Source organism: Desulfocicer vacuolatum DSM 3385, assembly GCF_900176365.1.
In the GTDB taxonomy this organism is placed as follows: Bacteria; Desulfobacterota; Desulfobacteria; order Desulfobacterales; family Desulfobacteraceae; genus Desulfocicer; species Desulfocicer vacuolatum.
The window spans coordinates 1-25,579 of sequence record NZ_FWXY01000015.1; the positions used below are offsets into that span (position 1 = coordinate 1).

Sequence of the window (25,579 nt, forward strand, 5' to 3'; positions counted from 1 at the left end):
GCCTCTTTTGTTTTGATCGGATATACCATAAAATCACCTCAATGCCCCAGAGTTTAAATTTTCAATTGAGGCGACTTCTATCCTGACACAGGGGGCTTTCATCTTCTAATTCTAATTCAGCAACGCGCATCAAAAAGGATTTTCCAGTTCCACGAGATCCCTCTAAGAGGCATGGCTCATTTGATTTAAGAGCATTCAATATTTTTCTATCAGCCTCGTTTACCACTGACAAACCAAGTATGTCTGCTTGTTTAATACTTTCTGTTCTAAGATAAAATTCACTCATTTTGATTCCTATGATCGACCAAATAATTCCCGAATAGATGATATATGGTTAAACTCTTCTGGGATAAACTGCAACGATTCCCGTGTAGGTGCACTTAACAGCTTTGTGTATCGACATATAGCAGCAAACAATATTATTTCCCATACCGATTTGTAATGTTTAAAATACAAATTAAATAAGGTTTCGTTATATTCTAGTTTAAGTCCACTCTTTTCCCACGTTTCGTTATTTCCATGAACGTATTCGGAAAGCTCTCTATAATTAGATATTGCTTCTTTTCGATAGCTATTTATATGCTCCGAACATTCAGTAAAAAATGCTTTTGCAAACCGTTTAGACAACACTCCATTCTCGCTATCGACAAGGTTCGCCCATTTTATATCCGAACGACCATCAAGCCATTCATTCAATTCCATTTTATTTACAGAGAAATACATAGCAGCTAAGCCCATCTCAAAGGCTAATCTTAGTGAAGCAAATGCTTGCCTGTATAATCCCAGAGTCAAATTGAAAGTTGCAGACTCTAATTGTGTGCTAACTGTCACAAGAATTTTCTTTTCTTGTGGGTCAGGTAGACACTCTGCAAATTCATAGATGCAAGAGGATAAGTGGTGTAATGTGCCGAGTTTCTCTTTGTCAGAAATAGTTTGGCTGAATATTGTTTGAGATTCGGTGTTTAGTTTAGAAAAATATTCTTGTATGTCCATGGCATTGATCTATCCTGCAAATTGAGATGTAACGGGCCGGGCTGTTAAGCCGCGAGACTCGCAGGCCATGAAAGGAAATGTCTTTTTATTTTTTTTCATGGCTGAGAATCGGAGACGGCTTCAACGCCGTGGATAGGTGGAGCGCATAGCGCGGAACCTGTGCACGGCGTTGATCAGCCCGGCCCGATAGGGTGGAGCGCGGAGCGGTCCACCCTATCAGCGTTAATAAGTGGAAACTTTCCATGCTATTGACTGTAATAGATAGTGTTGTTTTCCGCCTATTACGATATTAAAGGCCTAACAAAGAAACATTTTCCACCTATGACATTTAAGTTTCATTCTTCCATTTATTGTGATACCATCACCTTTAACATGGAAAGTCAACCGAAATTCAAACCCAATCCAAAATTAAAATTAATGGATCAGGTACGCGAGGCATTGAGATACCATCGTTACGCTTATCAGACAGAACAAACCTATTGCCAATGGATATTAAGATATATCCGCTTTTTTGGTGGAAACGTCCATCCTTGCAATCTAAAAGCCCAGGATGTGGAACGTTTTTTATCAGATCTGGTAGTTAAAGGTGAGGTGTCGGCGTCCACCCAGCGCCAGGCCCTGAATGCCATTATATTCCTATACCGCGAAGTCCTTAATCTACTCCTGGAAGGAAAAATTCTACCAATTCGTTCCAAGAAAAAGCCCATGTTACCAACGGTAATGGGTAAAAAAGAGATAAAGCAGTTTTTTCAGCATATTGAAGGGATTCACGCATTGATGGCAAAAATCATGTATGGTTCCGGCCTGAGACTCATGGAGTGCGTAAGACTGCGCATCAAGGATATTGACTTTGATAGAAAGCGTCTTCATGTGCTGGGAAAGGGAGACAGATAGCTGAACACAATGATCCTTTTCTAATTGTGGAAACAATCAGGAATAAAAGGTATACATCCTGGGATCAAAGGCTTCTCTGACGGCCTCACCGGTGAAGGTCACCACCATAAGGGTCAAAACCAAAGCACCCACCACAGAGGACGAAATCCACCAGGCATCCATATTGGTCCAGCCCTGCTGGAGCAGCTCCCCCCAGCTGGGGGTGGGGGCGGGAAGGCCAAAGCCTAAATAATCAAGGGAAGTCAATGCCACAATTCCCCCGGAAATGGCAAAGGGCGCATAGGTGACAATAATGGAAAGGGTATTGGGGATAATGTGCTTAAAGATAATCCGGGCATGGGAGGCTCCCAGGGATCTGGCTGCCAGAACGTATTCGCGCTCTTTTTCCCGGTAGGTCATGGTGCGCATGACCCAGGTCATGTTAATCCAGCCGAAAAAGGCCATGATCACAAGTAAAATCATAAAATCAGGCACCACAATGGACGATACAATAATCACCACGTATAAAAAAGGAATATTGCTCCATACTTCAAGGATACGCTGGAAAAAAAGATCAAATTTCCCCCCAAAATATCCCATGCAGCAGCCCAGACTGATGCCGACAGAATAGTTGAGCAAAAGCAGAATCAAAGAAAATCCCATGGCTGTGCGAAATCCGTACACCAGCCTTGCCAGCACATCCCGGCCCACATTGTCCGTGCCAAAATAGTGTTGATCCTCCCAGGATGGGGCAAAGGGGGGATATGTTCCCTCTTTAAGATCATTTTCGTAGGCATTATAGGGAACCGGAGGCATAAGAACAAAATCGCCCTGACCATTGCCAGCGCTTTTTTCCAATGCGATTTTTTGTTTCAATTGCCGATAATTGGTCTCATATTCATAGTCCAGTCCAAAGGCAGAGCCGGGAATCATCTGACCATAGGTGGGAAAATAGAGTTCACCCCGGTATCGCACCACCAAGGCCCTGCTGTTAATGAACACTTCGGCAAAAATGGAGATAAAAATAAATAATAAAAGAAGAAGAAAAGAAAAATAGCCTCTTTTGATGGAGGTAAATCGATGCCATTTCTTCAGGGTCAGGGGATTTAGTTTCATTTAAACCTCACCCGGGGGTCCACCAGAGCCACACACACATCAGACAAAATATTGCCCAGCATGAACAGCAAAGAGGATATCACCAGAATTCCCATGACAACGGGGTAATCCCGGTCCACCACAGATTCATATCCCAACAGCCCCATGCCATTGATATTAAACACCTTTTCAATAAGAAAAGAGCCCATGAGAATAATGGACACATTATTACCAAAATGGGTGGCAATGGGGATCAGACTGTTTCTCAGGGCATGGCGAAATATCGCCTGTTTAAAGGACAACCCCTTGGCCACTGCGGTTCTGACATAATCAGCCCCAAGATTATCCATGAGAGTGTTTTTCATCAACAAGGTCATGACAGTAAAGGAACCAAGCACATAGGCAAGCAGGGGTAAAAGGGTGTGCCAGGCAATGTCCCGGATTTTTTCAAACAGGGTCATCTCCTGGAAAAAATCAGATACCATGCCCCCCAGGGGGAAAAGGTCCATGTTGGAGGAAAAAAGCACCAGCATCATCACACCTGCCACCCAGCCGGGTATGGCATACCCCATGAAAATAATCACCGAGGTGATGTTATCAAAATGGGTCCGATGCCCAATGGCCTTGGCAATGCCCAGGGGAATGCACACCCCGTACACAATCAAGGTGGTGAGCACGCCAAAATAAAGGGATATGGGGATTCTCTCTTTTATCATATCCCACACCGGGTCGTAATATCTTGTGGAACGGCCCAGATCACCTTTTAGGACCTTGCCAAGCCAGAGCAGATAACTTGTCAGAATCGGTTTATCAAACCCGTAATAGACCTTTAATCTTTCAATCTGCTCCCGGGACAACGGCTGCCCTGCCCCGCCTCCCCCCGGGCCTGCCATACCCCCGCCCCCGGGTCCCATGGCCTGCATCTGCCGGGCATTGGCAATGATGCGCTCCATGGGGCCCCCCGGCACAAACCGGGTGATGGCAAACACCATGATGGTGATCCCCACAAATGTGGGAACCACCAGAAGAAGACGTCTGATAAAATAGGCGGTCATGACTGTGGTAACTGCCCCGGGTTAATTTGCTTTATCAACGCGTTCATATAACTGCCACGGGCGGACCTTATTCTGATCTTACTCAGCCCACAACAAAATTTACAAACCAATGGGTTGCACGTGTTTTTCATATAAAAACTTTTCCCATGGGTTATTCTGCCGCAGCATAGACAGATTGCAGGGCCTGTTCCAGGTTCTCCGGTTTAGATCCACCGGCCTGGGCCATGTCCGGCCGGCCCCCACCGCCACCACCCACAATACCGGCAGCGGTTTTAACAATATTACCGGCATGGAAGGTCTTTGTCATATCCTTTGTGACCACACAGATCAACAACGCCTTTCCATTGGATTCAGCCCCGAGAAGCACCACACCGGAACCGATTTTAAGCTTGAATTTATCTGCCAGATCCCGCATCTGGGAGGGATTTTCCACCTCAACCTTTTTGGCCAGCACCTTAACCCCGTTGATCATGCGAATATCATCGTCCATGCTGTCAACGGATTTAGAGGCAATTTTCGCCTTCAGGGAGATAACTTCCTTGTCTGCCGCCTTTTTATCTGCCACCAGGGTTTCCACCTTGGACAAAAGATCGTCCCGGGAAGATTTCACAGCCGCAGCCACATCATGGATAAGGGCCATACTCTGGTGCACGTATTCCAGGGCTTTGGGGCCGGTCATGGCCTCAATTCGCCGGATGCCCGAAGCAATTCCCCCTTCGGAAATAATCTTGAAAAAGCCAATATTGCCTGTGCGATCGGTGTGGGTTCCGCCGCACAGCTCCCGGGAAAAATCCCCCATGGACAATACCCGGACCTGATCCCCGTATTTTTCCTCAAACAGGGCTGTGGCACCGGATTTTACAGCTTCATCCATGGTCATCTCCGTGGTGATCACAGATGCATTTTCCCGGATGTATCCATTGACATCTTCTTCAATGGCATTGAGCTCTTCCCGGGAAATGGCGGAAAAATGGGTAAAATCAAACCGAAGACGTTCATTTGTGACAAGGGAGCCTGACTGCTTTACATGGTCCCCCAATACCTTTCTAAGGGCTGCGTGGAGCAGATGGGTTGCAGAATGGTTTAAAGCCGTTAAAGAGCGCTGTTCTTTATCCACCGTCAAAACAAACTCTGTGCCTGCCTGCATAGTCCCCTCTTCCACCCTGCCCTGGTGAATGCGAAGCCCGGATGGATCAGACATGGTATTATGAATCTTTACCTTTCCCTTGTCTCCCTGAATCCAGCCGGCATCACCGGCCTGGCCACCGGCCTCGGCATAAAAAGGGGTTTTTTCTGTAACGATTTCCACGGCATCTCCGGCAGCCACGGAAGATATCTGTTTCCCGTCCTTTACCAGAAGAAGTGATTTGGAACGGGTGGAAAGTTCGTCATACCCGGTGAACTCTGTGCGAACCCCCTGGGAGGTGAGTGTTTTATATGCCTCCCCCACCCCGGCAAAGGTTTTTGAGCTTTTGGACCTGGCCCGCTGGTCTGCCATGGCCGCCTCATACCCATCCATGTCCAGGGTAATGTCTGTGTCCTTGATCACATCGGTGATGATGTCCACGGGGAATCCATAGGTATCATAAAGCATGAAAATAAGATTTCCGGGAATCTGTTTTTTATTCTCCTGCTCCAGCTCCTCAATGGTGGATTTTAACAGCTTTAATCCCATGTCCAGGGTTTCGGAAAATTTTATTTCCTCGTTTTTCACCACATTTAAAATAAATGCCGAAGACTCCTTTAATTCCGGATACGCCTCGTCCATGAGATCAAACACCGTGGCAACGGTTTCATGGAGAAAGGGGCGGGTCAAACCAATGTGACGGCCATACCTGATGGCCCGGCGCATGATGCGCCTTAACACATATCCCCGACCCTCGTTGGAAGGAAGAATACCGTCGGAAATAAGAAAGGCAGATGCCCGACTGTGATCTGCAATGACCTTCATGGCCACCTCAATCTCCCGGGAGTCGGTTTTTTTCTTGCCTGTGAGCCGTTCCACAGTATCCATGATGGGTACAAACAGATCAGTCTCATAGTTGGTGGGCACATCCTGGAGCACCGATACAATGCGTTCCAGCCCAAGTCCTGTGTCAATACTGGGTTTGGGAAGGGGGGTCATGGTGCCGTTCTCATCCCGTTCAAACTGCATGAACACCAGATTCCACAGCTCAAGGTAGCGATCACACTCACACCCCACAGCACAATTGGGATCATCACACCCAAAGGCCTCTCCCCTGTCAATGTGAATCTCACTGCAGGGACCGCAGGGGCCGGTATCCCCCATGGACCAGAAGTTGTCCTCTTCTCCCAGACGAACAATGCGATCTTCAGGCACCCCGATGTGATCCCGCCATAAATTGTAAGCTTCATCATCATCAAGGTAAACAGAAACCCACAGTTTTGAGGGATCAAGACCATACCCATTGGTTAAAAGATCCCAGCCAAACTCCAGGGCTTCCTTTTTAAAATAATCACCAAAGGAAAAATTACCCAGCATTTCAAAAAAAGTGTGATGCCGGGCCGTGTATCCCACATTTTCCAGATCGTTGTGTTTTCCACCGGCCCGGACACATTTTTGAGAGGTAACGGCCCGGGAGTACTCTCTTTTTTCATCACCGGTAAAAACACGCTTGAACTGAACCATTCCGGCGTTGGTGAACAAAAGCGTCGGATCATCCTGGGGCACAAGGGAAGAACTCCTCACAGCCTGGTGATTATGTTTTTTAAAATATTCAATAAATATTCTGCGTGCTTCTTTACCTGTCATTATGTACTCCTGAGCTATTTTCCTTGAAACGCCTTTCAAGACGCTGTCATTATGATTTTTTTAGGGCGGCGGCATAATACTATTTGGCTCCGCATTTACGACCCTATATTTGTTGTGTCCGCCAAGACATGTGGGTTATTAGAAAATAAAATTTCCAGGTAACCTCAGCAGAGCCCCCCCGATGGGCAATAGGAACCGGACAATTGAGCTGTCTACAGTTCCGGTCCGGGACCATTGCCCATCGGGGGGGGCGGCATTATCCCATTTTATTATTTTTCAGGCTGTGTCCCAGGCGCATCAGGGGCCTTAACAGCAATGCCGAGTTTTTCCCTCACCTGCTGTTGAATTTTGTCAAACAGATCCGGATTATCCAGAAAAAACGCCTTAACGTTCTGACGTCCCTGGCCAATGCGTTCCCCGTTAAAAGAGTACCAGGCACCGCTTTTTTCAATGATTTCCAGATTCACGCCCATGTCAAGAAGATCGCCGGTTTTGGAAATCCCCTCTCCATACATGAGGTCAAACTCCACGGTTTTAAAAGGGGGAGCCAGCTTATTTTTAACCACCTTTACCTTGGTTCGGTTGCCAATGACATCCTGACCATCTTTAATGGCCGTGGCCTTTCTGATCTCCAGCCTCACAGAGGCATAAAATTTAAGGGCATTACCGCCGGTGGTGGTTTCAGGGTTGCCATACACCACACCGATCTTCATGCGAATCTGATTGATAAAAATAAGGGTGGTATTGGTTTTGGACATGGTGGCTGTCAGTTTTCTCAAGGCCTGGGACATAAGACGGGCCTGGAGTCCCATGTGGGAATCCCCCATTTCGCCCTCAATTTCTGCCCGGGGAACCAGGGCCGCCACAGAGTCCACCACCACAATGTCAATGGCCCCGCTTCTCACCAGCATGTCTGCAATTTCCAGGGCCTGTTCACCGGTGTCGGGCTGGGAAACCAGAAGTTCATCACAGTCCACCCCAAGTTTTCTGGCATAGGCCACATCCAGGGCGTGTTCAGCATCTATAAATGCGGCAATGCCGCCCTGTTTCTGGGCCTCGGCCACGGCATGCAAGGTCAGGGTGGTTTTTCCTGAAGATTCAGGGCCATACACTTCAATGACACGGCCCCGGGGAAATCCCCCCACACCAAGGGCCTTGTCCAGGGCAAGGGAACCCGTTGGAATCACCGGCACGGCCTGGACTTCCCGTGCGCCCAGCTTCATGATGGAGCCTTTTCCAAACTGTCGTTCAATCTGACTCATTGCCGATTTTACGGCTTTATCTCTTTCCGTTGATTCAACCATCTATTTTATCTCCCAGCCCCAATATTGTGTAAAATATTATTTTTTATCAAAAAAAGAGTCTCAAAACAAGCCCGGTGTAAAGCCCGGCAAAAATATCATCCAGCACCACACCGGCGCCTCCGGAAAATTGACGCTCAAAATATCTTATTGGAAACGGTTTTACAATATCAAAAAATCGAAACAGCAAAAACCCTGCCAACAGGGAAGTGAAGGTCACAGGCAAGCCGACCAGGGCCACCAGATACCCTGCAATTTCATCAATAACAATGGCTCCGGGATCTTTTTTTTCAAATATGGGTTCAGCCTCCTGGGCAATCCAGACGGCCCCCATGATAAACAAAACCACGGCAAAAGTCTGCCATGACAGCGGCAGCACACTGCAAAGAAATATAAGGGGAATGCCCACCAGGGTTCCCCAGGTACCCGGGGCCACCGGAGCATATCCCACCATGCCACCGGTGGCTGCAAATAAAATCAAGCGTTGTTTAAGCGTCATTTGTCTTTCCCGGAACTGTTGTTTTTGCATGGGTATGGGGGGGATGGGGGCTTTCTCCATGGTCATGGTGGTGGCTATGATCATGATCATGATCATGGTCGTGGTCGTGGTCGTGGCCATGGGAACAGTTCCGGTCATGAATATGATGCCCATGATCTTGCCCGTGTCCGTGGGAATGATCGTGGCACAAAGCAGTACCCATGGAAGGGGTATCATTGGAACCATGGCCCTTTTCCTGATCATGGCCCGGGCCTTCCCCGGCCATTTCCTGCACACTGACAATCACCTTTGTGTAAACATCCCGCAGGGGAATCTTTTTCTCTTCAGCCAGTGTGCGGCACACCTCATACTCCGGCACAATGCGCACAGCCCCGGCGGGATCAACAATCTTTTTGGCCTTTATTTTTCCAAAGCAGGTATTTACCGCCACAATTTCACGGTGGAGCACCCCCCTTTGAACCTTGTGGAATCGCACCCCGGTGGAAGAACTCTGGGTTAAAATCAAATTCATCAGATCATTTAATCCGGGCTCGTGGCAAATCACCTCCAGGCGTGTGCCCGGCCTGTTTTTCTTCATCTGCACAGGGATGTGACAAACATCCAGTGCCCCGGCTTCAAACAATTTGTCCATGAGGTACCCGGACACCTCGGGGGTCATGTCATCAATGGTGGTTTCCACCACCCACACGGTCTCTTTTTTAAGGAAAATATCAGGTTCAGTGGCCAGGGGCTTTCCTGTGACAATGCGAAGCAGATTGGGAATACCTGTGTCTGATTCTCGTTTACCGGAACCATAACCCACCTTACCCACAACCATGCCGGGCATCTCACCAAAGCTTTTGGCAAGGGTGGTGATGATGGCCGCACCGGTGGGGGTGACAATTTCCATATTTATGCCCGATGCCTTAACAGGAACCCCTTTTAAAATGGCCAAAGTGGCAGGGACAGGCACAGGAATGACACCGTGGCTGCACGAAACAAAACCCCGTCCCAGGGGAATGGCAGAAGCATGCACCCGGGTGATCCCAAGATATTCAGCACAAAGAAAAGAGCCCACAATATCCACCAGGGCATCAATGCCGCCCACCTCATGGAAATGAACAGAATCCAGGTCTGAACCATGGATGCGGGCCTCTGCCACGGCAATCTTCTTAAAGGCGGCAAGGCTCTGCTCCATGACCCTGGGGGAAAAGGGTGAAGCAGAGATCAAAGAACGAATATCTTTGTAAGTTTTGGCATGAACCGCCACTTTTTCCGTCACTGTGACATCAACGGCTTTAATGCCGTTGCACCACTTATCCCGGCAAACAATGTCAAAGCCCTCAAGGGGCATGGCAGCAAGTTGTTTTTTCAGCCATTCAGGGGGAACCCCCAGATCCATAAAAGCACCCAGGGTCATATCACCGCTGATGCCGGAAAAAATATCAAAATAGGCAATCATAAGTTATTCCACCTCTCCTGTGCTGTGTATGCGGATGATTTCCAAAAGCAGATCTGCGGCTCCCACCATATCGTCAAGTTTGATGGATTCCCTCACTGTATGCACATCGGTCATGCCGGTGTAAAGAACCCCGGTGACAACCCCTTTGCCAAAAAAGATATTGGCATCGGCCCCGCCGCCAATGGTTTTAATGGCCATCTCTTGTCCCACATTTTCCGCCGCCTTGCAGGCAAGTTTCACCACAATGTGATCATCCGGAACATGGGTGGCAGGAAAATCCTGCTCCAGGTCAATCTCCACCCGGGGAAGATCACCATGGTTTTTCTTAAATTCATCCGCTGTGACATGGAAGGCATTTAGAATGGTTTCTGTGACTGTTTTTAATTTTGCCTCATCATGGCTTCGGACCTCACCATGAACTGTCACCAGGTCCGGCACGATATTGGTGGCTTTGCCGCCCTTTATCAAGCCGATGTTACAGGTGGTTTCATTATCAATCCTGCCAAGATGAAGCCCGGAAATGGCTTTGGATGCAACGGAAATGGCATTGATACCGTTTTCAGGAAATGCCCCGGCATGGGCATCCTTGCCATGGATTTTTATGGTGAACCGGTTGGCAGCCGGGGCCCGGGTGACAATGCCGTCCCGGTCCGTGGAATCCAGAATATATCCGATCTTTGCATCAATCATGGAAAGATCAAAGGCCTTTGCCCCCATGAGCCCCACCTCTTCGGCCACGGTGAATACCACCTCAATGGGGGGATGGGGCAGATTGTTTTCCTGTATCACATCCAGAACCTCAAAAATAATGGCCAGAGCTGACTTGTCATCGGATCCCAGTATGGTGGCGCCGTCACTTTTAAAAACCCCGTTTTCCAACACCGGTTTAATGCCCCGGCCCGGCTCCACAGTATCCATGTGCCCGGAAAGAAGAAGGGGCTGGGCATCCACAGTACCTTTGAACTTTGCCACCAGATTTCCGCAATTACCACCGATCACTTCACCAGCATTGTCCATGACAACGGTGGCACCCCGGTCTTCCAGCATGGTCTTTAACACGGCTGCCATTTCAGCCTCTTCCCTGGAAACAGAATCTATCTTAACAAAGCGGGTAAAATTTTGTGACAATCTATCACTGTTTATCATTTATATAAAGCTCCTTATGTTTAGTCTTCATGGATCTCAAGCTTGGATTGTTTTATCCAGACAAACGCACAATACCGTATTTAATTCCACAAATCAAATGCGTTGCCACAACATCTCAAGATAAAATCCAAAAACACATATAACACATTAGCTACAATAATAAAGATAGACTGAATATACTGCATGGGGCCGGAGATCCAGAGTTAACGATACTGAGAAACAGGCAATGGGATGATAAAATTCATTTTTTCCCCGAAGCATACCCTTTTTGAGTTTTAACTTTTTTACCGAGAAGTCCTCTTCCGAGTCTTTGATTCAGGTGGGGAGCATTCAAGGTGTCCAGTTGTTATCCTGGCATTTTTTAACATAATTTTCCTTTAACTCACGGATAAAGGACTCCATGGCCATACGACACTGTTCCTGGGTTGATCCGGGATCTAAAAGAATGGTGTCATAATTAATTTTTGCAGACAAATCATCAATAATTTCAAGTTCAACGCTCTCTTTGTCCGGGGAGGGCATCTCTTTTTCCACAAGTTCGCATCCAACCAGATGGGCCTGTCTTCCCACCCCGGAACGGGCAATGTCCACCAGCCCCTTATCCATGAGCCCTTTGAGTAATTGCTCGTATCTGTCAATGGGATTTCGCTGGCTGCCTGAGGTGGCAGGATCTGCAGACCAGCGTTCGATCTGCCGCTCCCCCCTTTGGAACAAGGAGGTAAGAGCGCTCTTTCCCAAATAATGGATACAGGCGGAAAAAAATTCCCAGGTTTCTCCGGGTGGGGCTGTGGGTTCTCTGTTCATTGGGTCCTCGCTGTTTCTTTTCAAACGGTTATCTTTTGCGGAGTTTTTCCGTTATTGGGTTTTACCATCTGTGGCCTTGAAACAAAAGAGATATTGAAGATCTATCCCCAGACCGATATATGGGAATCATCATGAACTTTGCACAACGACCGGTGTGAAGCTGACAAATTTTAAATTAAGTTTAAAGTTGGTAAAGGTATTCAGGAGAGTTCAGGTTATTTCAACATCAACCACTTAGGAAAATAGAGCCCCCATTGGATGGCAGCGGCCCTGAGAAAAAAAATCAGGCAGATGGCATAAATCCTGTTAAATTCATGATCAGGAAAAAAATAATTCAAAAAAGCAAACACGATGCCCCCCAAAAGAGCAGGGGTGGCATAGAATTCCTTTGAAAGAAGAAGGGTTTTTCTGCCTGTGAGCACATCCCGGATCATTCCCCCAACAATTCCGGTACTCAGTCCCATTAATACGGCCACCGGCCTGGAAAAACCCAGAAGAATGGTTTTTTCTGTGGCAAGGACAGTAAAAAGAGCCAGCCCAAAGGCATCAAAATAAAGCAGCAGCTTGAATAAATAATCCATGAGCCGGATCATAAAAAAAGTGACGGCAGATGCGATAAGAGATATCCATAAATAGGACAAATCTTCAATCCAGAATACTGGATTCACATCAATTACCATATCCCGAAGGGTCCCCCCTCCAAGGGCTGTAACCGTTCCCAGCAGAACAATGCTGAATATATCCATGTCTTTTTTTCCGGCTGCCATCACACCGGAAACGGCAAATGCCGAAAGACCTATCATTGCAAGAATATACATTATTAATTACCTCCATTTTCCGGCCCTAATACAACAAAAAAATAAAATGGACAAATATTTTTTTATGTGGCCATGGCGCGCTTAAGGCGACCCATGCCTCCGGGGCTGATTTTTTTCTGTGGAGAATCATTATTAATGAATGGCTTTATACTTGCGCTTTTTTCCGGTATACATGGCTCTATCATGGAAAATAAAGCGTTTAAAATACCAGTGTGTGGAGATATCCACCCATTTGTTATTTACTATAATCGGCTGGTCCGATTCATAAAAACAGGTCTGTTACTTCATATGACAACCTTGCTGGGTCTTGGTTTGCTTGTGGCGTTCAGCCGGACGGCCCTGGCAGCATTTCAACAGCAACAATGGCTTGACTTTCTGATGTATGCCCTGATTGCAGGTTATGGTGCTGTTTTGCCCGTTTTTGCACAGCTGGATGTCTTCAGCAGGTACCAGAATTACAAAAAAGCCAAGGATCTGTTTCATGAAAACGGATTCAAACCCCGCATCGCCAACCTGTATGCTGCCTCCCGCTGCCAGAGGGACGCCGTGAAAATAGCCGCACAAGACCTTGGATTGCTCCGGGAAATATCCAGCCATTATGAACAGCTGGGCTATCGATGGTATCACATTTTGCCAGACTTTCTCCGGTCAAATCCGCAGATTTTCCTGAGCCGCAGATATTGGCAGAAAACTTTGTTTGAAAAAACTTATACATCAAAATATTTTCTCTGGTAAATTTTCATTGCGCCCGCACTGTCCAGCTTTCATGGGTTCCATGTTTTCCATGGGGCTGCCCCCGATAAACTGCCACGGGCAGATCGTATATTGCACCTTAATTTGCCCAGCATGAGATACAGGCAATGGTGCAAGTAATGCTTTTGGCCCGGGGTGTTGTTGTCCCCACCCCGGCACGTCTTAAATACCAAGATAAGCCTCTTTGATGTGGGGATCACCCAAAAGTTCCCGGGCAGGTCCCTCCATGGCCACCCGGCCATGCTCCAGAACATATCCCCGGTCACTTAAACTTAGAGAATGATTCACATCCTGTTCCACCATCAACACCGTGGTGCCCTGGTCTGCAATTTCACGCACTGTTTCAAAAATTTCTTTGATCAATACCGGTGCAAGCCCCAGGGAAGGTTCATCCAGCATCAAAATCTTAGGCATCCCCATGAGTCCCCTGCCAATGGCCACCATCTGTTGCTCTCCACCGGACATGGTCATGGCAATTTGGGCAGAGCGCTCTCTCAGGCGGGGCAACAGAGAATAAACATACTCAAGATTTTCAGCCTGGTGCAAACGGGCCCGGGGGTTATATGCTCCCACAATAAGATTGTCTTTGATGTTCATCAATGAAAACAGGCGACGTCCTTCAGGTACATGGATAATACCATGGTTGACAATCTCTTCAGGGGGCAACCCGTGTACCGGCTCATCATCAAAGGTAATGGAGCCCTTTGCCGCACTGAGCAACCCGGATATGGTTCGTAAAAGGGTTGATTTCCCCGCTCCGTTGCCGCCGATGATGCTGACCACTTCCCCTTCGTTGATTTTAAGGGAGAGATCAAAAATAACTTGAACATCACCGTAGAACACATCTATATCATTCACTTCAAGCAGTGCCATACTCTTCTCCTAAGTACGCTTTGATAACATTTTCATTGGATGCGATTTCTCCGGGTGTGCCTTCGGCGATTTTCTTTCCAAACTGAATCACCACAATTCTATCTGAAAGTGCCATAATGGCCCGCATGATATGTTCAATGACAAAAATGGTGATCCCAGAATTACGAAGCCCCTGGACGATCTCCACCAGTTCATCCACCTCACCGGGCCTGAGCCCTGCCATCACTTCGTCCAGAAGCAACAATTTCGGTTCCGTTGCCAGGGCCCGGGCGATCTCCAGACGTTTACGATCAGCAATGGTCAAGGCACCGGATTTTAGCTCCTTCTTATTTTCAAAATTCAAGGCTTTGAGTACCATAATCGCCTTATCTTCAGCATCGGATCTTTTGTCCGTGGTGGCAAAGGCCCCCACAGTTACATTGTAAAGAACACTTTTAGAAGCAAAGGGTTTCACAATCTGAAAGGTACGGGCAAGCCCTTTTTTACATAAATCCCATGGTTTCAGTTGATTGGTGTATTCCCCATTGAATGTGATGCGTCCTTCCGTTGGTGGATGAACCCCGGCAATACAGTTAAATGCCGTTGACTTACCGGCTCCGTTGGGTCCTATCAATCCCAGAATTTCTCCTTTATCAATATTAAGATCCAAGGTATCCACAGCGGTGAGCCCCCCAAAACGCATCACCATTTTTTCCACTTCCAGTATTTTCATGACACCTCCTTTGCCTGCTCTTCTTTGCTCAACCGATCAATAAACCTGTTATACGCCCGGGTCAGCGGCTCCTGGATTCCCCGGGGCTGATAGATCATCACCAGAATCAATATCACACCAAAAATGACCAGGTGCAGTCCGGGAAAGACGTCTCCAAAATAGATGCGGGAAAAATCACTCACCGGCCGAAGCAACAGTGCTCCTAACAAAGGTCCTGCAATGGAACCCCGTCCGCCAATGAGGGCAATAAAAGCAATTTCAAAGGAAAGATCCAGGGAAATGATACTTTTGGGATGAATAAAAAGAGAAAACTGGGCATAAAAAGTACCGGCAAGGGCTGTTAAAAAAGAACTCATTGCCATGGCAATGAGTTTTGCCCGGGCCACGTTCACCCCCAGGGCCATTGCCGCTTCGGGCTCTTCGCCACCGGCATTGAGATAATATCCCAGCTTGGACCGGGAGATAATCCAGGTAAGTACAAGTACCCCGATGAGCATGATAAGGATAATATAGTAATAGGGTTCCTTTCCCTTGAACATGAAATTTAAAAAACCAAAATTCAAAGGAGGAATCTGAAGTCCCCGGGGGCCATTAAGATTAAACGGTCCCAAAAAATCAAGGTTTTCCACCATCACTCTCATACCTTCGGCAAAGGCAATGGTGGCAAGGGCAAAATAGGCACCCCGCATTTTAAAGGTGGGAAGACCAATGAGCACTCCGATGCCCATGGAAAGGACACCGCCCACAAGCATCCCGATCCAGGGAGAAATTCCATATTGCAAAGACAAAATAGTGGATGTATAAGCCCCGACACCGATGAAAACAGAATGCCCCAGAGGCAACACTCCGGCAAACCCGCCCACCATGTTCCAGGAACTGGTAAGATACGCATAAAAATAAATTAGAATTACAATATGAAGATAAGTGGGACTTCTCATGACCAGGGGCAATCCAAAGGCAATGAGTAACAGAGCTGCAAGGGAAATTGTTTCAAATTTTTTCCGTGGGTTTACTCCCTGATCTGTCACTTTGCTGCCCGACACGCTTAAAGGCCCGGCATTGCTGCCGGAAGAGTTGTCCAAAGGGGCAAGTGTTTCATTACCAGTCATTTTTTTCTCCAAACAGTCCTGAAGGTTTAACAAACAATACAAGCAGAAACAATCCGTAAACAATGGCTTCTGTCCAAGTGGCCGTCATGAACTGCGGGCCCACCGATTCAATCAGGCCCACAATAATCCCCCCGACAATGGCACCGCCAATGCTGCCAAGCCCCCCAAGAACCACAATGATAAACCCTTTGATATCAAAGGAAACACCCACTGTGGGAAAAGTGTTATAAAAGGGAATCAAGGTGATGGCGGCGATGCCGGAGATGGCTGTGCCGATCCCAAAGGCGATATTGTAAATTTTATATTGATTGATACCGGCAAGGCTTGCGGCATCCCTGTCCAGGCTGGTGGCTCGAATGGCCCTTCCCAAACGGGTATATTGAAAAAAATAGTACACCCCGGCCGCCGTAATAAGAGCCGTGACGCATCCCCAGAGTTTGGGAACGGAAATCAGCATTTCTCCCAGTTCAAACATTTTGCCCCGCAGGGGGTTATCTTGTATGGATCGATATTGGGGACCGAAAAAAAGAAGGGAAAGGTTATCCAGAATATACCACACACCGGTGGTGACGATGATCACCGTCACCGGTTCCCGCACATCTTTTTCTGCTTTAAAAATAGGCTTGATAACAATATCCTGAAGTAGATATCCAAACAAAAACATGACAGGAATAACCACCACCAGGGCCAGATAAGGATGCACACCGGAAAGTGCCACTGCCCAGTAGGCCACATACATTCCCACCATGAGCAATGATCCATGGGCAAAGTTGATCACTTTAAGTACACCAAAAATTATGGTCAGTCCCAGGGCTGTCAATCCATAAATGGATCCCATGAGAATGCCGTTGATGGTGTCTTCAATAAAATAGAGCATTTAAAGCCTCCAGACAGGCATTGATCGGTAAAGTCCGGGATATAAGTTTCCTCATACCCCGAACCAGCGAAGAACACTCAATGATCCGTTTTTTTATCCAGACAGTCCCCGGCAAAGCTTTGACTTTCGCCATGCCAGAACCGTCTCAAAACTCAGCAAAAAAGCAAACATCAAGTGAAGGGCGATATCAGGGTTTGGGAAATACCGGAGTATATCCGACACGTCGGGCAGACTTAGGCCAGACGGTAATGCGCTCCAGCCCATTACCAATATCATTTATCTGCACCATGACCAAAGAAGCCTCTTTGTTTTGACCTTTTTCGTCAAACACCACCTTATCGTAACCAACAATCATGCCCGGGCCATCGCTCAATTGGGTGTCGGCCAGGGCCTGTCTGATTTTTTCAGGATCCAGACTGGCAGCCCTTTCCAGGGCATCTTTAATGATATACATGGCAAGATAGGCATCCACAGCCTCACCGGTGAGATTCTGTCCATATTGTTTTTTGTATTTTTCGTTGGCTTCCCTGGCACCGGGTTTATTCACATCGGTTTCCCACTCAACAATATCAAATAAATACCGGGCACTTTTTCCGGCAGCCTGGATAAAAGAAGGATCTGCATGGCCGCCGCCGGAAGAGATAAGAGCTTTTAACCTTACACGATATTCCGCCAAGGTATTGGTGAGCAAAATGGCATCGGCAGCATTGGAAACCATCATCAGAACATCGGGCCGGGATCGCTTGATTTTCTGAACAACAGGGCTTAAATCTGTGGTGGTTGAAGGATATGGTTCATTTAGCACCACTTCATATCCCGCAGCTTTTGCCAGTTTAACCCAGTTACCCGCAATACCCTGACCCCAATCGCCGTTTTCATAGACAAAGGCCAATTTTTTAATTTCCGTATTGAACTCTGCTGACATGTCTTTGATAAAAGAAAATTGATCCCGGGTCCACCAGGAGTCTTTGGCAGCAATGCGAAACACATTTTTAAACCCTTGTTCAGTGATTTTATCGGCAACGGAAACCGGCACCAGAAAAGGAACTCCATAGCGCTCCGCCACGGCGGTGGTGGGATAGGTAACAGAGGAATTCCAGCATCCGGTTAACACATTTACTTTTTCGGTATTAATAAGGCGTTCCGCTTCTCCCACACCCTTTTCAGGTTTGGATTCTGAATCAGCATAGACCAACTCAAGCTTTGCACCGCCAAGGGAGGCAATACCGCCTGCGGCATTGATTTCCGCCACAGCCATTTCCCTTGCATTTTTTCCCTGCTCACCCACAGTGGCAGAGGGACCGGAAAGGGGAATAATATTTCCTATTTTAACGACCTTATCTGCTGCAAGCAGGGGTGCACCGGGAAGGGTCAGGGTCAGACCAACGGTGACAGCCAATGTACTCATACATCTTTTCCAAAAGATCTTTTTGTCCATGAAACTATTCTCCATAAAAGGTTAAAAGGTTCATTTCCGGCACCGGATACAGCTGTAGATACACGCATCCCAACGGGAATATCTCCTTGTAAAAGAATTCCAGGGAACACGGGGGTGCCGTGCCGGAAGGGTGTCCGCCATGTTCAATGTACATTGAATAAAAGAATTTAAAGTCTGTATATACAAGGAACGTGCCATGGAGAAAAAATGGGCTTTATGGCTTCAAAGACAGGAAAAAACAACAACACATGTCAACCCCGGAAGTCAACAATGGTTGACATTGTCTCCCCTGGTTGACCGGCAAGCTTTTTTTCGTTTCTGGAGGCGCTTACTCAATGCCTGTTTGGAAATCCCCAATAGGGTTGCAGCCTGGGTTTGATTATACTCAGTGAGATCAAGTGCCTTGTCAACGGCATACTCAGTGAGTTCAGAAAGGGTTGGAAAATGCCCAAATAAAGATGCAAGGGATGCAGATTGGTCCATGGTAATGAGTGAACCGGCCCCGCTTTGGGACAAGCGATCTTTTACTGCATGGGCCGTCAGTTCAGAGGTGTTGCACTGGGCCACGGCATCGTATATATAAGTTTTCAGTTCCCTGACATTGCCGGGAAACGGATGGGCTTTGAGCAGGGGCAAAAGCTCCTGATCCACGGCGGTGATTTCTTTGCCCATACTATTTGCCGCCTCATGGATCAGGTGGTCAACCAACAGAGAAATATCCTCCCTTCGTTCCCTTAAGGGAGGGATTCGTATCAAATGCGTGCTCAACCGATAATAAAGATCCATGCGAAAGCCATGGTCTTGCCCCATGGATCGGTTCAGCTCTCTATTGGCGGCTGTAATGATGCGGGCCCGGCATTGTCTGGGTTCATCGCATCCCAGGGGATAGTAAATCCCCTCCTGGAGCAGGCGCAAAAGTTTTATCTGGGAGACCCGGCTTAAATCACCGATCTCATCCAGAAATATGGTACCGTTATCGGCCCTTTCAAGCAATCCAGAACGATGGGTTGCCGCACCGGTATAAGCTCCCTTCTCGTGACCGAAAAGGGTATCGGCAAACAAGGTATCATCCAACCCGGAAACATCCACTGCCACAAAGGGTCCCGGCACTTGACTCACATCGTGGACGGCCCGTGCAATAAGCTCTTTGCCGGCACCGGTTTCACCCATGACCAGCACCGGTTGCCCACTTGCTGCAATGGATTCAATGTAATGGAAAATACCTTGCATCACTGAATCACAGGTAATAATACGGGAAAAAAAATCGGGAAATTTAAGATGATCCCCACGGGGTATCCCCTTAAGGCTCATCACCTCGTTTCTCAGGGATTGAATCTCCAATGCATTTCTAAGAGCCGAACCAAAGCTATTCATATTAATGGGTTTGAGCAGATAATCATGGGCCCCCAGCTTCAGGCATTTCACTGCCATTGTAATGTCGGAATTGGCTGTGCAGATTATCACCGGAATGCCGGGATACAGTTCCCGCATATCTGCAAGGACCTCCTGGCCTGATTTATGAGGCATGTTCAGATCCAGAAACACAATGGCATTGGAAATGCTTTCCAGGAGTCCCATGAGATTCCTGCTGTCCTTCACCGTTTTAATGTGTTTGACCCCCATGGACTGCAAAAGAAAACTATAGGCATCCAGTTCCGACTGTTCGTCATCCACGATGATAACATGGACATCTGTATGGCTGAAATTGATCATTGAATATCCCTTTGTTCCACTGTATCGGCCAGGGGAAGAGTAATTTTTATTTTTGCCCCATTTATGTGATTTTCCACTGTAATACTGCCCTGCATTTCATTTTCCACGATCATTTTAGCCATGTACAACCCGATCCCGGTCCCAGAAGCAGTCCCTTTGGTAGTAAAATAAGGCGTAAATACCTTTTCCAGGAGATGCCCGGGTATCCCGGTGCCGGAATCCATAACAATGATCTGCACCTGATTTTTGCCCTGTTGAGAAACGGTGATATCAATGCGACCGGGCGTTTCCTCATTTCCAAGCAGTTTTTGCTTTTCTTTGATGGCATGCCTGGCATTGGAGATAATATTTACCAGCACATGGACAAACTCATTTTTATATCCAAGCACAGAAATATTTTTGTTTGTATCATCTTCATGGATATGAAGAACCACCCAGCTTTGTCTCAACTGCAATTTCATGAGATTCACAGCTCTGTCAACAACATCGTTCACATCAAAAACAAGTTTTGATTTAGAGGGTTTAAAGTATTCCTTGAAATCGTTAATAGTGGATGACATGAACTGAATCTGGGCATCGGACTCAGATACCATCTTTTCCACAAAAGCCTGATTGAGCATACCGTTATAAAAAGCAGGTATCAAACTTGCAACATAGGTGGAAAGAGCATTCAAGGGCTGTCTCCACTGATGGGCAATGGAGCTCATCATTTCACCCATGGCTGCCATTTTCTGGGCCTGACGCAGCTGATGCTCTGCATTCTCCCGCTTGGAGATATCCCAAATACTGGAAAGGGTGACCACATCCCCACCCAATTGAAGCAGCTTCATGCTCACTTCCGCCGGAAACTGAGTGCCATCCCCCCGTTGAAAAAACCATTTAAAATTTTGCTGTCTGTCTGAACAAAGCTTTTGATTAATCATCTTAAAGATTAAACGGCTCTCCTGCCCATTCTGTTGCCTTTCCGGTGAAAAATCAAGCAGGGTTTTGCCCAGAACTCTGCGGCGGGACATGTAAAACAATTCTGTTGATTTTTTATTGCATTCCACAAACACATTGCCTCGGCTCAGCAAAATCCCGTTGGTTGCCATATTAAAAATGGTATGATAACGGGTTTCCATATCTTTACGACGGCTTATTTCTCCCTTCAAATCTTTGTCTTTACCCGACAAAAGCTGTTTGTGCTTTGCAACAATGGCGTCAAATTGTCGTCTGGAAATCAAAAAAGCTGCTGCACTGGCACAAATAACCAACAGAGTCAACAGGGCCAATACCCCAAGAATCTTAAATACCATCTCCATGGCAAACAGCATGGCGGTATTTTTGGCCAGTGTATACGCCTCTTGTTTCTCCACTGTTGTACAAAGATACCAGTGAGATCCAGCCAGACTCCTATGGGAGAGGATCATCTCTTTTCCATCCATATTATAATGCCAAGAACCAGTGGATGATTTTTTAAAATGTTCCAGCACATTGGACAATGTGGAGTTTAAGCTCTGGAATTGGGTGGTCATCTCAAAAGCACCATTGGGATGCACCAGGATGGTACCCTGGTCATCAATAATAAACGAGTAGCCAGAGGTACCGATCTTTGCATTGAGAAGATTTTTTTTAAGGGTATCCAGGATGATATCTGAACTGAGCACACCGGCAAAAACATCTTTGATCCACAGGGGTCTGACAATGGCAATGACCATTTTCATGGTGGTCAAATCCTGGTAGGGATTGGTAAATGCTGTACGATTTTCCAGCACTGCTTTGCGGAACCAGGGACGTATGCGGGGATCATACCCGGCAGGTGGAATCCATTGGGAGCCCAAAATAATGATCCCGTCGGGTCGTCCAATATATACATCTGAAAAGTCACCGGCCCGGGTGGCCACCTGCAAAATCCGTTTGGTTTCCCGGGTCTCACCAATGGAGATTTCCTGCAATGCAATGCCTGTGGCATCAATGATATTCATGTGCTGTTTGAGCCACAATTCAACGGTTTTACCAAGTTCAACAGCAATGCTTTGCTGATGATTTTCAACGGTACGTTCCGTGATGATCCGGGTGCTGTTCCAGGTGATGGCAGCCAGGAGTATAATAGCCACCAGCAAAATCCCCATGAATAGATAATTTTTCTTAAAATTCAATGCTCTGTCTCTTTTTTTAATATTCCAGCCACCATCAAGATCACCCATGGAAACGGACAGGTGGAAAATGCCAATCAATCATCTATAACCAGGATTTTTTCCAAAAGGAAAATGCGCCTTTGCAGGCTCTGGATTAATCGGGATAATAATCGTATTTTTGATCATTTCTGTTAATATTGCGTCTTAGCCATGTTTGGTGATGGTGGCGAAAATTGCGCATCAGAATCGGCAAATATGTAAGTATATCAATATCTTTTCTGGGCGATAACATTAATTTGTTTCTCGAATAAGTGGTGTCAACTCTGAGCGGATGGTCGATATATTTAATCATCCATGCCCGCTCATAGGTTCTTTTTTTGAGTAGAGTATTGATGATATATTTTGCATGCAGTATAATTTTTGCAAAAAACGGGGGGATATTCACCGGGGTGGTGGAAAAACCCGGACCACATTCCCGTCGAATGGCAGGGAATAAATCTTTGTGAAGGGTACAGCCGGACTGAGATGCAAATAATATTTCAAACCGCTCCAGGCGGTCATCCAGGTCAATGATTCTCCTGACAATTTTAACCACATCCTTGCGATGAATATAAGGAAACCCGGAATTGCCCTGCCCAGGCAACATTCTTCCCACAACCGGTTTACTCCAAAGATTCATTACGCTGAACAAAGGGGGCAGTTCACACCAGTCGGTAAACACACCCCCCAGCCGCAATATAACAATCCGCATCCGATCTGAATTGTTGAAAAGCAATTGCTCACCCATGGCTTTGCTTCTGGAATAGGCTATATCTCCATAGACAGAGGATTTTTCGGTCAATGCCTCCCCCGGGTGAAGCGGCTGCAAAGCAGCAATGCTTCCGGCAAAAAGAAGTCTTTTTACCCCAGCTTCGCAAGCAATATCAATGATGTTCCGGGTTCCGAGCACATTGGTATTACTGTACTCATCATGCCATTTTTCGCCGTAATCGGTGTACGCAGCAAAATGGATAACATAGTCAATGGGCTTTCCCTGTGATGCACTTGCCTTGAATATGCAGCTAAGACAACCCGGTTCAACCACATCGCCTTTTTCCCATTGAACAGAAGGTGCAGCTGCTACCAACCTTTTTGAAGGAGTCCTTAAAGACAACCCTATAATATTATGATCACAACAAAGGTCAACACAGAGCGCAGAACCAAGATATCCGGTTGCGCCGGTGATAAGGATGGTATTTTTCATCATTGCCAGCCCCCTTGAATTGGTGAAAAGTTATTCATGTAACTATGAAACTCATACAGGTGCCCTTGAAAGAATAAAGTTTTTTCTGCCTGTTGGCACATCTCGGATCATTCCTCCAACAATTCCGGTACTCAACCCCATTAATACAACCACCGACCTGAAAAAACCAGAAAGATTGAAACTTTACCAAATTTATGACAGCAGCCTTTCTTGATACTTGACAAAATTTCCAAAAAAATGATATTTGCTGAAATCATTTTTTAACTTTTAAGAAAAGGGTTTTTTATGAGTTCATTGGAAATTGTGTCAACCGTTGCCGACAAAAGGCATAACCAATCGGCGGTGGGTTAATTTCAACTTTGTTGTGGGCAGAGTAGGATCAAAATACGGTCTGCCCGTGGCAGTTATATCTATTTCATTTTTTCCCAACCATACCGGATAGATTTCTTTCCATCGTTCCGTCGTTATTTTTATGCCTTTTCAAGGTAACACCCCTACAAAAAAGCACAACAATTTGTAAAAATAAATGAATCAATGATTTTTCTCCACAAGAAATCATTCCTTTCAACAAATTTTCAATCTGTGCGGGTCTCAACTATTCGTAGCGTTTACCAAGGCAAAGAGATCGGATTTACTCTTCAATTTGTATTATTGGATTGCAAATGCCACGGCAATACTGCTTGAAATCAGGGCAGGACATGCTACCCACACAGCTTGTAAATTTTTAAAAAACAGTAGGCGGCGAAAAGAATAATGATGATCAAAAATAATAAAAAAACAAACAATACGTCCCAATTTCTTTCCATGTTTGGATGGGATTCTTATTTCCAGAATCATTTTGACAATATTTCCAGTGATAACATGTTTCCAGCCAGAATCATCGGAGTACATAAAAACAATTTTCTTATTGGCCGGAACAATAAAGAGATGCTCGTTACCTTGGCAGGACGACTCAATTATCACAAGGACACGCTGTTTCCAGTTATAGGGGATTGGGTTATAATAACGGACAAAGTCATTTGTGATGTATTACCACGAAAAAATGCTTTATCCAGGGGAGCTGCCGGCACACACGGCAAACAAGATCTACTGCCTAACAAAAGACAGGTAATTGCAGCCAACATTGACACGGTATTTATCGTAAGCGGCATAGACAATGACTTTAACATACGCCGCATAGAACGATATCTTACACTGGTTTATAATTGTGGCTTGAATCCTGTGATTGTTCTTACCAAGGCAGACCTTCATCAAGATCCTGAATCTTATGTGGGTGAAGTTGAAGAAGTGGCATTTGGTGTTCCTGTGCACCTGGTATCGGCAACAGATCCATACGGGTTAAGTTCTTTAGAACCCTATTTATCAAAGGGCAAAACCATTGCCATGCTCGGATCTTCCGGTGTTGGCAAATCCACACTGGTGAACAATTTTTATGGAAAAAGCATTCAGGCCACCAAGGTAATAAGCAAAAGCGTGGGAAAAGGCAGACACACCACCACCAGCCGTAGCCTTATATTGATGCCCCAGGGCGGTATGGTAATTGACAATCCCGGTATTCGGGAAATCGGTTTCTACGATGATGAAGGGGGGCTGGATGTCACTTTTCCAGAAATTGAACACCTTGCCAAGAGATGTCGTTTCCATGATTGCAGCCATACGCATGAACCTGGCTGTCAAGTGCTTCAAGCACTAAGCACAGGATCCATAAAAAAAGAGAGGTTGGATAGCTACCAAAAGATGAAACGCGAATTGGCATATTTATCTGACCGACAAACTAAAAGTGCAGACCGAGTGGAAAAAGAACGTTGGAAAGGCATTGCTTTGAAAATAAAAGCCATGAATAACAAAAAAAACAAGCGCCCATAAAAAAACATTTTTGCCCGGGGAGAGGCAAAGCCCATTCCCCGGGCCCTTCGATTTCAATCGGCACGGGCGGTTTGTTGAGC

General features: G+C 46.5%; 23 protein-coding genes. 3 read left to right on the forward strand and 20 right to left on the reverse strand.

Translation table 11 applies throughout. From position 1 onward, the window contains the following. Nucleotides 1-61: 61 nt before the first annotated feature. Together B9A32_RS13515 and B9A32_RS13520 are read right to left on the reverse strand one after the other, a co-directional pair. Nucleotides 62-286, reverse strand: a complete 225-nt coding sequence (locus tag B9A32_RS13515) for a hypothetical protein (RefSeq protein ID WP_084069982.1) — start codon at nt 284-286, stop codon at nt 62-64. An 8-nt stretch (nt 287-294) separates the two neighbouring features. After that, nucleotides 295-993 carry a hypothetical protein gene (locus B9A32_RS13520; protein ID WP_084069983.1) on the reverse strand — a complete coding sequence of 233 codons (699 nt, stop codon included), beginning with the start codon at nt 991-993 and terminating at the stop codon, nt 295-297. A 321-nt stretch (nt 994-1,314) separates the two neighbouring features. Between B9A32_RS13520 and B9A32_RS13525 the strand changes: the two genes are divergently transcribed. Beyond that, nucleotides 1,315-1,887 (forward strand): phage integrase N-terminal SAM-like domain-containing protein, encoded by a 573-nt coding sequence (locus tag B9A32_RS13525; protein ID WP_084069984.1) that lies wholly within the window; start codon nt 1,315-1,317, stop codon nt 1,885-1,887. A 36-nt stretch (nt 1,888-1,923) separates the two neighbouring features. Here B9A32_RS13525 and B9A32_RS13530 read toward each other — a convergent pair whose 3' ends face one another. The 9 genes from B9A32_RS13530 to B9A32_RS13570 form a co-directional block, all read right to left on the reverse strand. Beyond that, a complete protein-coding gene (locus tag B9A32_RS13530; RefSeq protein ID WP_084069985.1) occupies nt 1,924-2,982 on the reverse strand; it encodes an ABC transporter permease in 1,059 nt (352 codons plus the stop codon). Beyond that, nucleotides 2,979-4,016 (reverse strand): ABC transporter permease subunit, encoded by a 1,038-nt coding sequence (locus B9A32_RS13535; protein ID WP_084069986.1) that lies wholly within the window; start codon nt 4,014-4,016, stop codon nt 2,979-2,981. The genes B9A32_RS13530 and B9A32_RS13535 overlap by 4 nt, the downstream gene beginning before the upstream one ends. 151 nt (nt 4,017-4,167) lie before the next feature. Then, the gene (gene alaS / locus B9A32_RS13540) at nt 4,168-6,789 is read right to left on the reverse strand and encodes an alanine--tRNA ligase (protein WP_084069987.1); all 2,622 of its coding nucleotides are present in this window, start codon (nt 6,787-6,789) and stop codon (nt 4,168-4,170) included. A 269-nt stretch (nt 6,790-7,058) separates the two neighbouring features. After that, nucleotides 7,059-8,093, reverse strand: coding sequence for a recombinase RecA (recA, locus tag B9A32_RS13545; RefSeq protein ID WP_084069988.1), 1,035 nt, complete (start codon nt 8,091-8,093; stop codon nt 7,059-7,061). A gap of 46 nt (nt 8,094-8,139) precedes the next feature. Continuing rightward, nucleotides 8,140-8,589: a phosphatidylglycerophosphatase A family protein gene (locus B9A32_RS13550; RefSeq protein ID WP_084069989.1), complete on the reverse strand. Its 450-nt coding sequence runs from the start codon at nt 8,587-8,589 to the stop codon at nt 8,140-8,142. After that, nucleotides 8,579-10,030 carry a nickel pincer cofactor biosynthesis protein LarC gene (gene larC, locus B9A32_RS13555; RefSeq protein ID WP_084069990.1) on the reverse strand — a complete coding sequence of 484 codons (1,452 nt, stop codon included), beginning with the start codon at nt 10,028-10,030 and terminating at the stop codon, nt 8,579-8,581. Before larC ends, B9A32_RS13550 begins: the two co-directional genes overlap by 11 nt. Before the next feature lie 3 nt (nt 10,031-10,033). Continuing rightward, a complete protein-coding gene (locus B9A32_RS13560) occupies nt 10,034-11,176 on the reverse strand; it encodes a M20/M25/M40 family metallo-hydrolase (protein WP_084069991.1) in 1,143 nt (380 codons plus the stop codon). Nucleotides 11,177-11,506: 330 nt separating this feature from the next. Further along, entirely contained in the window at nt 11,507-11,980 is a 474-nt protein-coding gene (locus B9A32_RS13565) for a hypothetical protein (protein WP_084069992.1), read from the reverse strand. A gap of 215 nt (nt 11,981-12,195) precedes the next feature. Further along, nucleotides 12,196-12,798, reverse strand: a complete 603-nt coding sequence (locus B9A32_RS13570) for a trimeric intracellular cation channel family protein (protein WP_212637939.1) — start codon at nt 12,796-12,798, stop codon at nt 12,196-12,198. A gap of 135 nt (nt 12,799-12,933) precedes the next feature. Between B9A32_RS13570 and B9A32_RS13575 the strand changes: the two genes are divergently transcribed. Further along, nucleotides 12,934-13,533, forward strand: coding sequence for a hypothetical protein (locus B9A32_RS13575; RefSeq protein ID WP_139795828.1), 600 nt, complete (start codon nt 12,934-12,936; stop codon nt 13,531-13,533). A 180-nt stretch (nt 13,534-13,713) separates the two neighbouring features. Here B9A32_RS13575 and B9A32_RS13580 read toward each other — a convergent pair whose 3' ends face one another. The 9 genes from B9A32_RS13580 to B9A32_RS22545 form a co-directional block, all read right to left on the reverse strand. Beyond that, nucleotides 13,714-14,424, reverse strand: coding sequence for an ABC transporter ATP-binding protein (locus tag B9A32_RS13580; RefSeq protein WP_084069994.1), 711 nt, complete (start codon nt 14,422-14,424; stop codon nt 13,714-13,716). Further along, on the reverse strand, nt 14,411-15,136 hold the full coding sequence (locus B9A32_RS13585; RefSeq protein ID WP_084069995.1) for an ABC transporter ATP-binding protein: 726 nt from the start codon (nt 15,134-15,136) through the stop codon (nt 14,411-14,413). Before B9A32_RS13585 ends, B9A32_RS13580 begins: the two co-directional genes overlap by 14 nt. Beyond that, nucleotides 15,133-16,245, reverse strand: coding sequence for a branched-chain amino acid ABC transporter permease (locus B9A32_RS13590; protein ID WP_084069996.1), 1,113 nt, complete (start codon nt 16,243-16,245; stop codon nt 15,133-15,135). Before B9A32_RS13590 ends, B9A32_RS13585 begins: the two co-directional genes overlap by 4 nt. Then, entirely contained in the window at nt 16,235-17,122 is an 888-nt protein-coding gene (locus tag B9A32_RS13595; RefSeq protein ID WP_084069997.1) for a branched-chain amino acid ABC transporter permease, read from the reverse strand. The genes B9A32_RS13590 and B9A32_RS13595 overlap by 11 nt, the downstream gene beginning before the upstream one ends. A 187-nt stretch (nt 17,123-17,309) precedes the next feature. Next, nucleotides 17,310-18,530 (reverse strand): ABC transporter substrate-binding protein, encoded by a 1,221-nt coding sequence (locus B9A32_RS13600; RefSeq protein WP_084070085.1) that lies wholly within the window; start codon nt 18,528-18,530, stop codon nt 17,310-17,312. 294 nt (nt 18,531-18,824) lie between these two features. After that, complete coding sequence (locus B9A32_RS13605) at nt 18,825-20,273, reverse strand: sigma-54-dependent transcriptional regulator (RefSeq protein ID WP_084069998.1); 1,449 nt, start codon at nt 20,271-20,273, stop codon at nt 18,825-18,827. Continuing rightward, the gene (locus B9A32_RS13610) at nt 20,270-22,489 is read right to left on the reverse strand and encodes a PAS domain-containing sensor histidine kinase (RefSeq protein ID WP_084069999.1); all 2,220 of its coding nucleotides are present in this window, start codon (nt 22,487-22,489) and stop codon (nt 20,270-20,272) included. Before B9A32_RS13610 ends, B9A32_RS13605 begins: the two co-directional genes overlap by 4 nt. Before the next feature lie 55 nt (nt 22,490-22,544). After that, entirely contained in the window at nt 22,545-23,636 is a 1,092-nt protein-coding gene (locus tag B9A32_RS13615) for an NAD-dependent epimerase/dehydratase family protein (protein ID WP_084070000.1), read from the reverse strand. A gap of 48 nt (nt 23,637-23,684) precedes the next feature. After that, nucleotides 23,685-23,774, reverse strand: a complete 90-nt coding sequence (locus B9A32_RS22545; RefSeq protein ID WP_139795829.1) for a hypothetical protein — start codon at nt 23,772-23,774, stop codon at nt 23,685-23,687. Between the two features lie 612 nt (nt 23,775-24,386). On the opposite strand from B9A32_RS22545, the gene rsgA reads away from it, so the two are divergent. Continuing rightward, nucleotides 24,387-25,499 carry a ribosome small subunit-dependent GTPase A gene (rsgA, locus tag B9A32_RS13625; protein WP_084070002.1) on the forward strand — a complete coding sequence of 371 codons (1,113 nt, stop codon included), beginning with the start codon at nt 24,387-24,389 and terminating at the stop codon, nt 25,497-25,499. Nucleotides 25,500-25,579 lie beyond the last annotated feature (80 nt).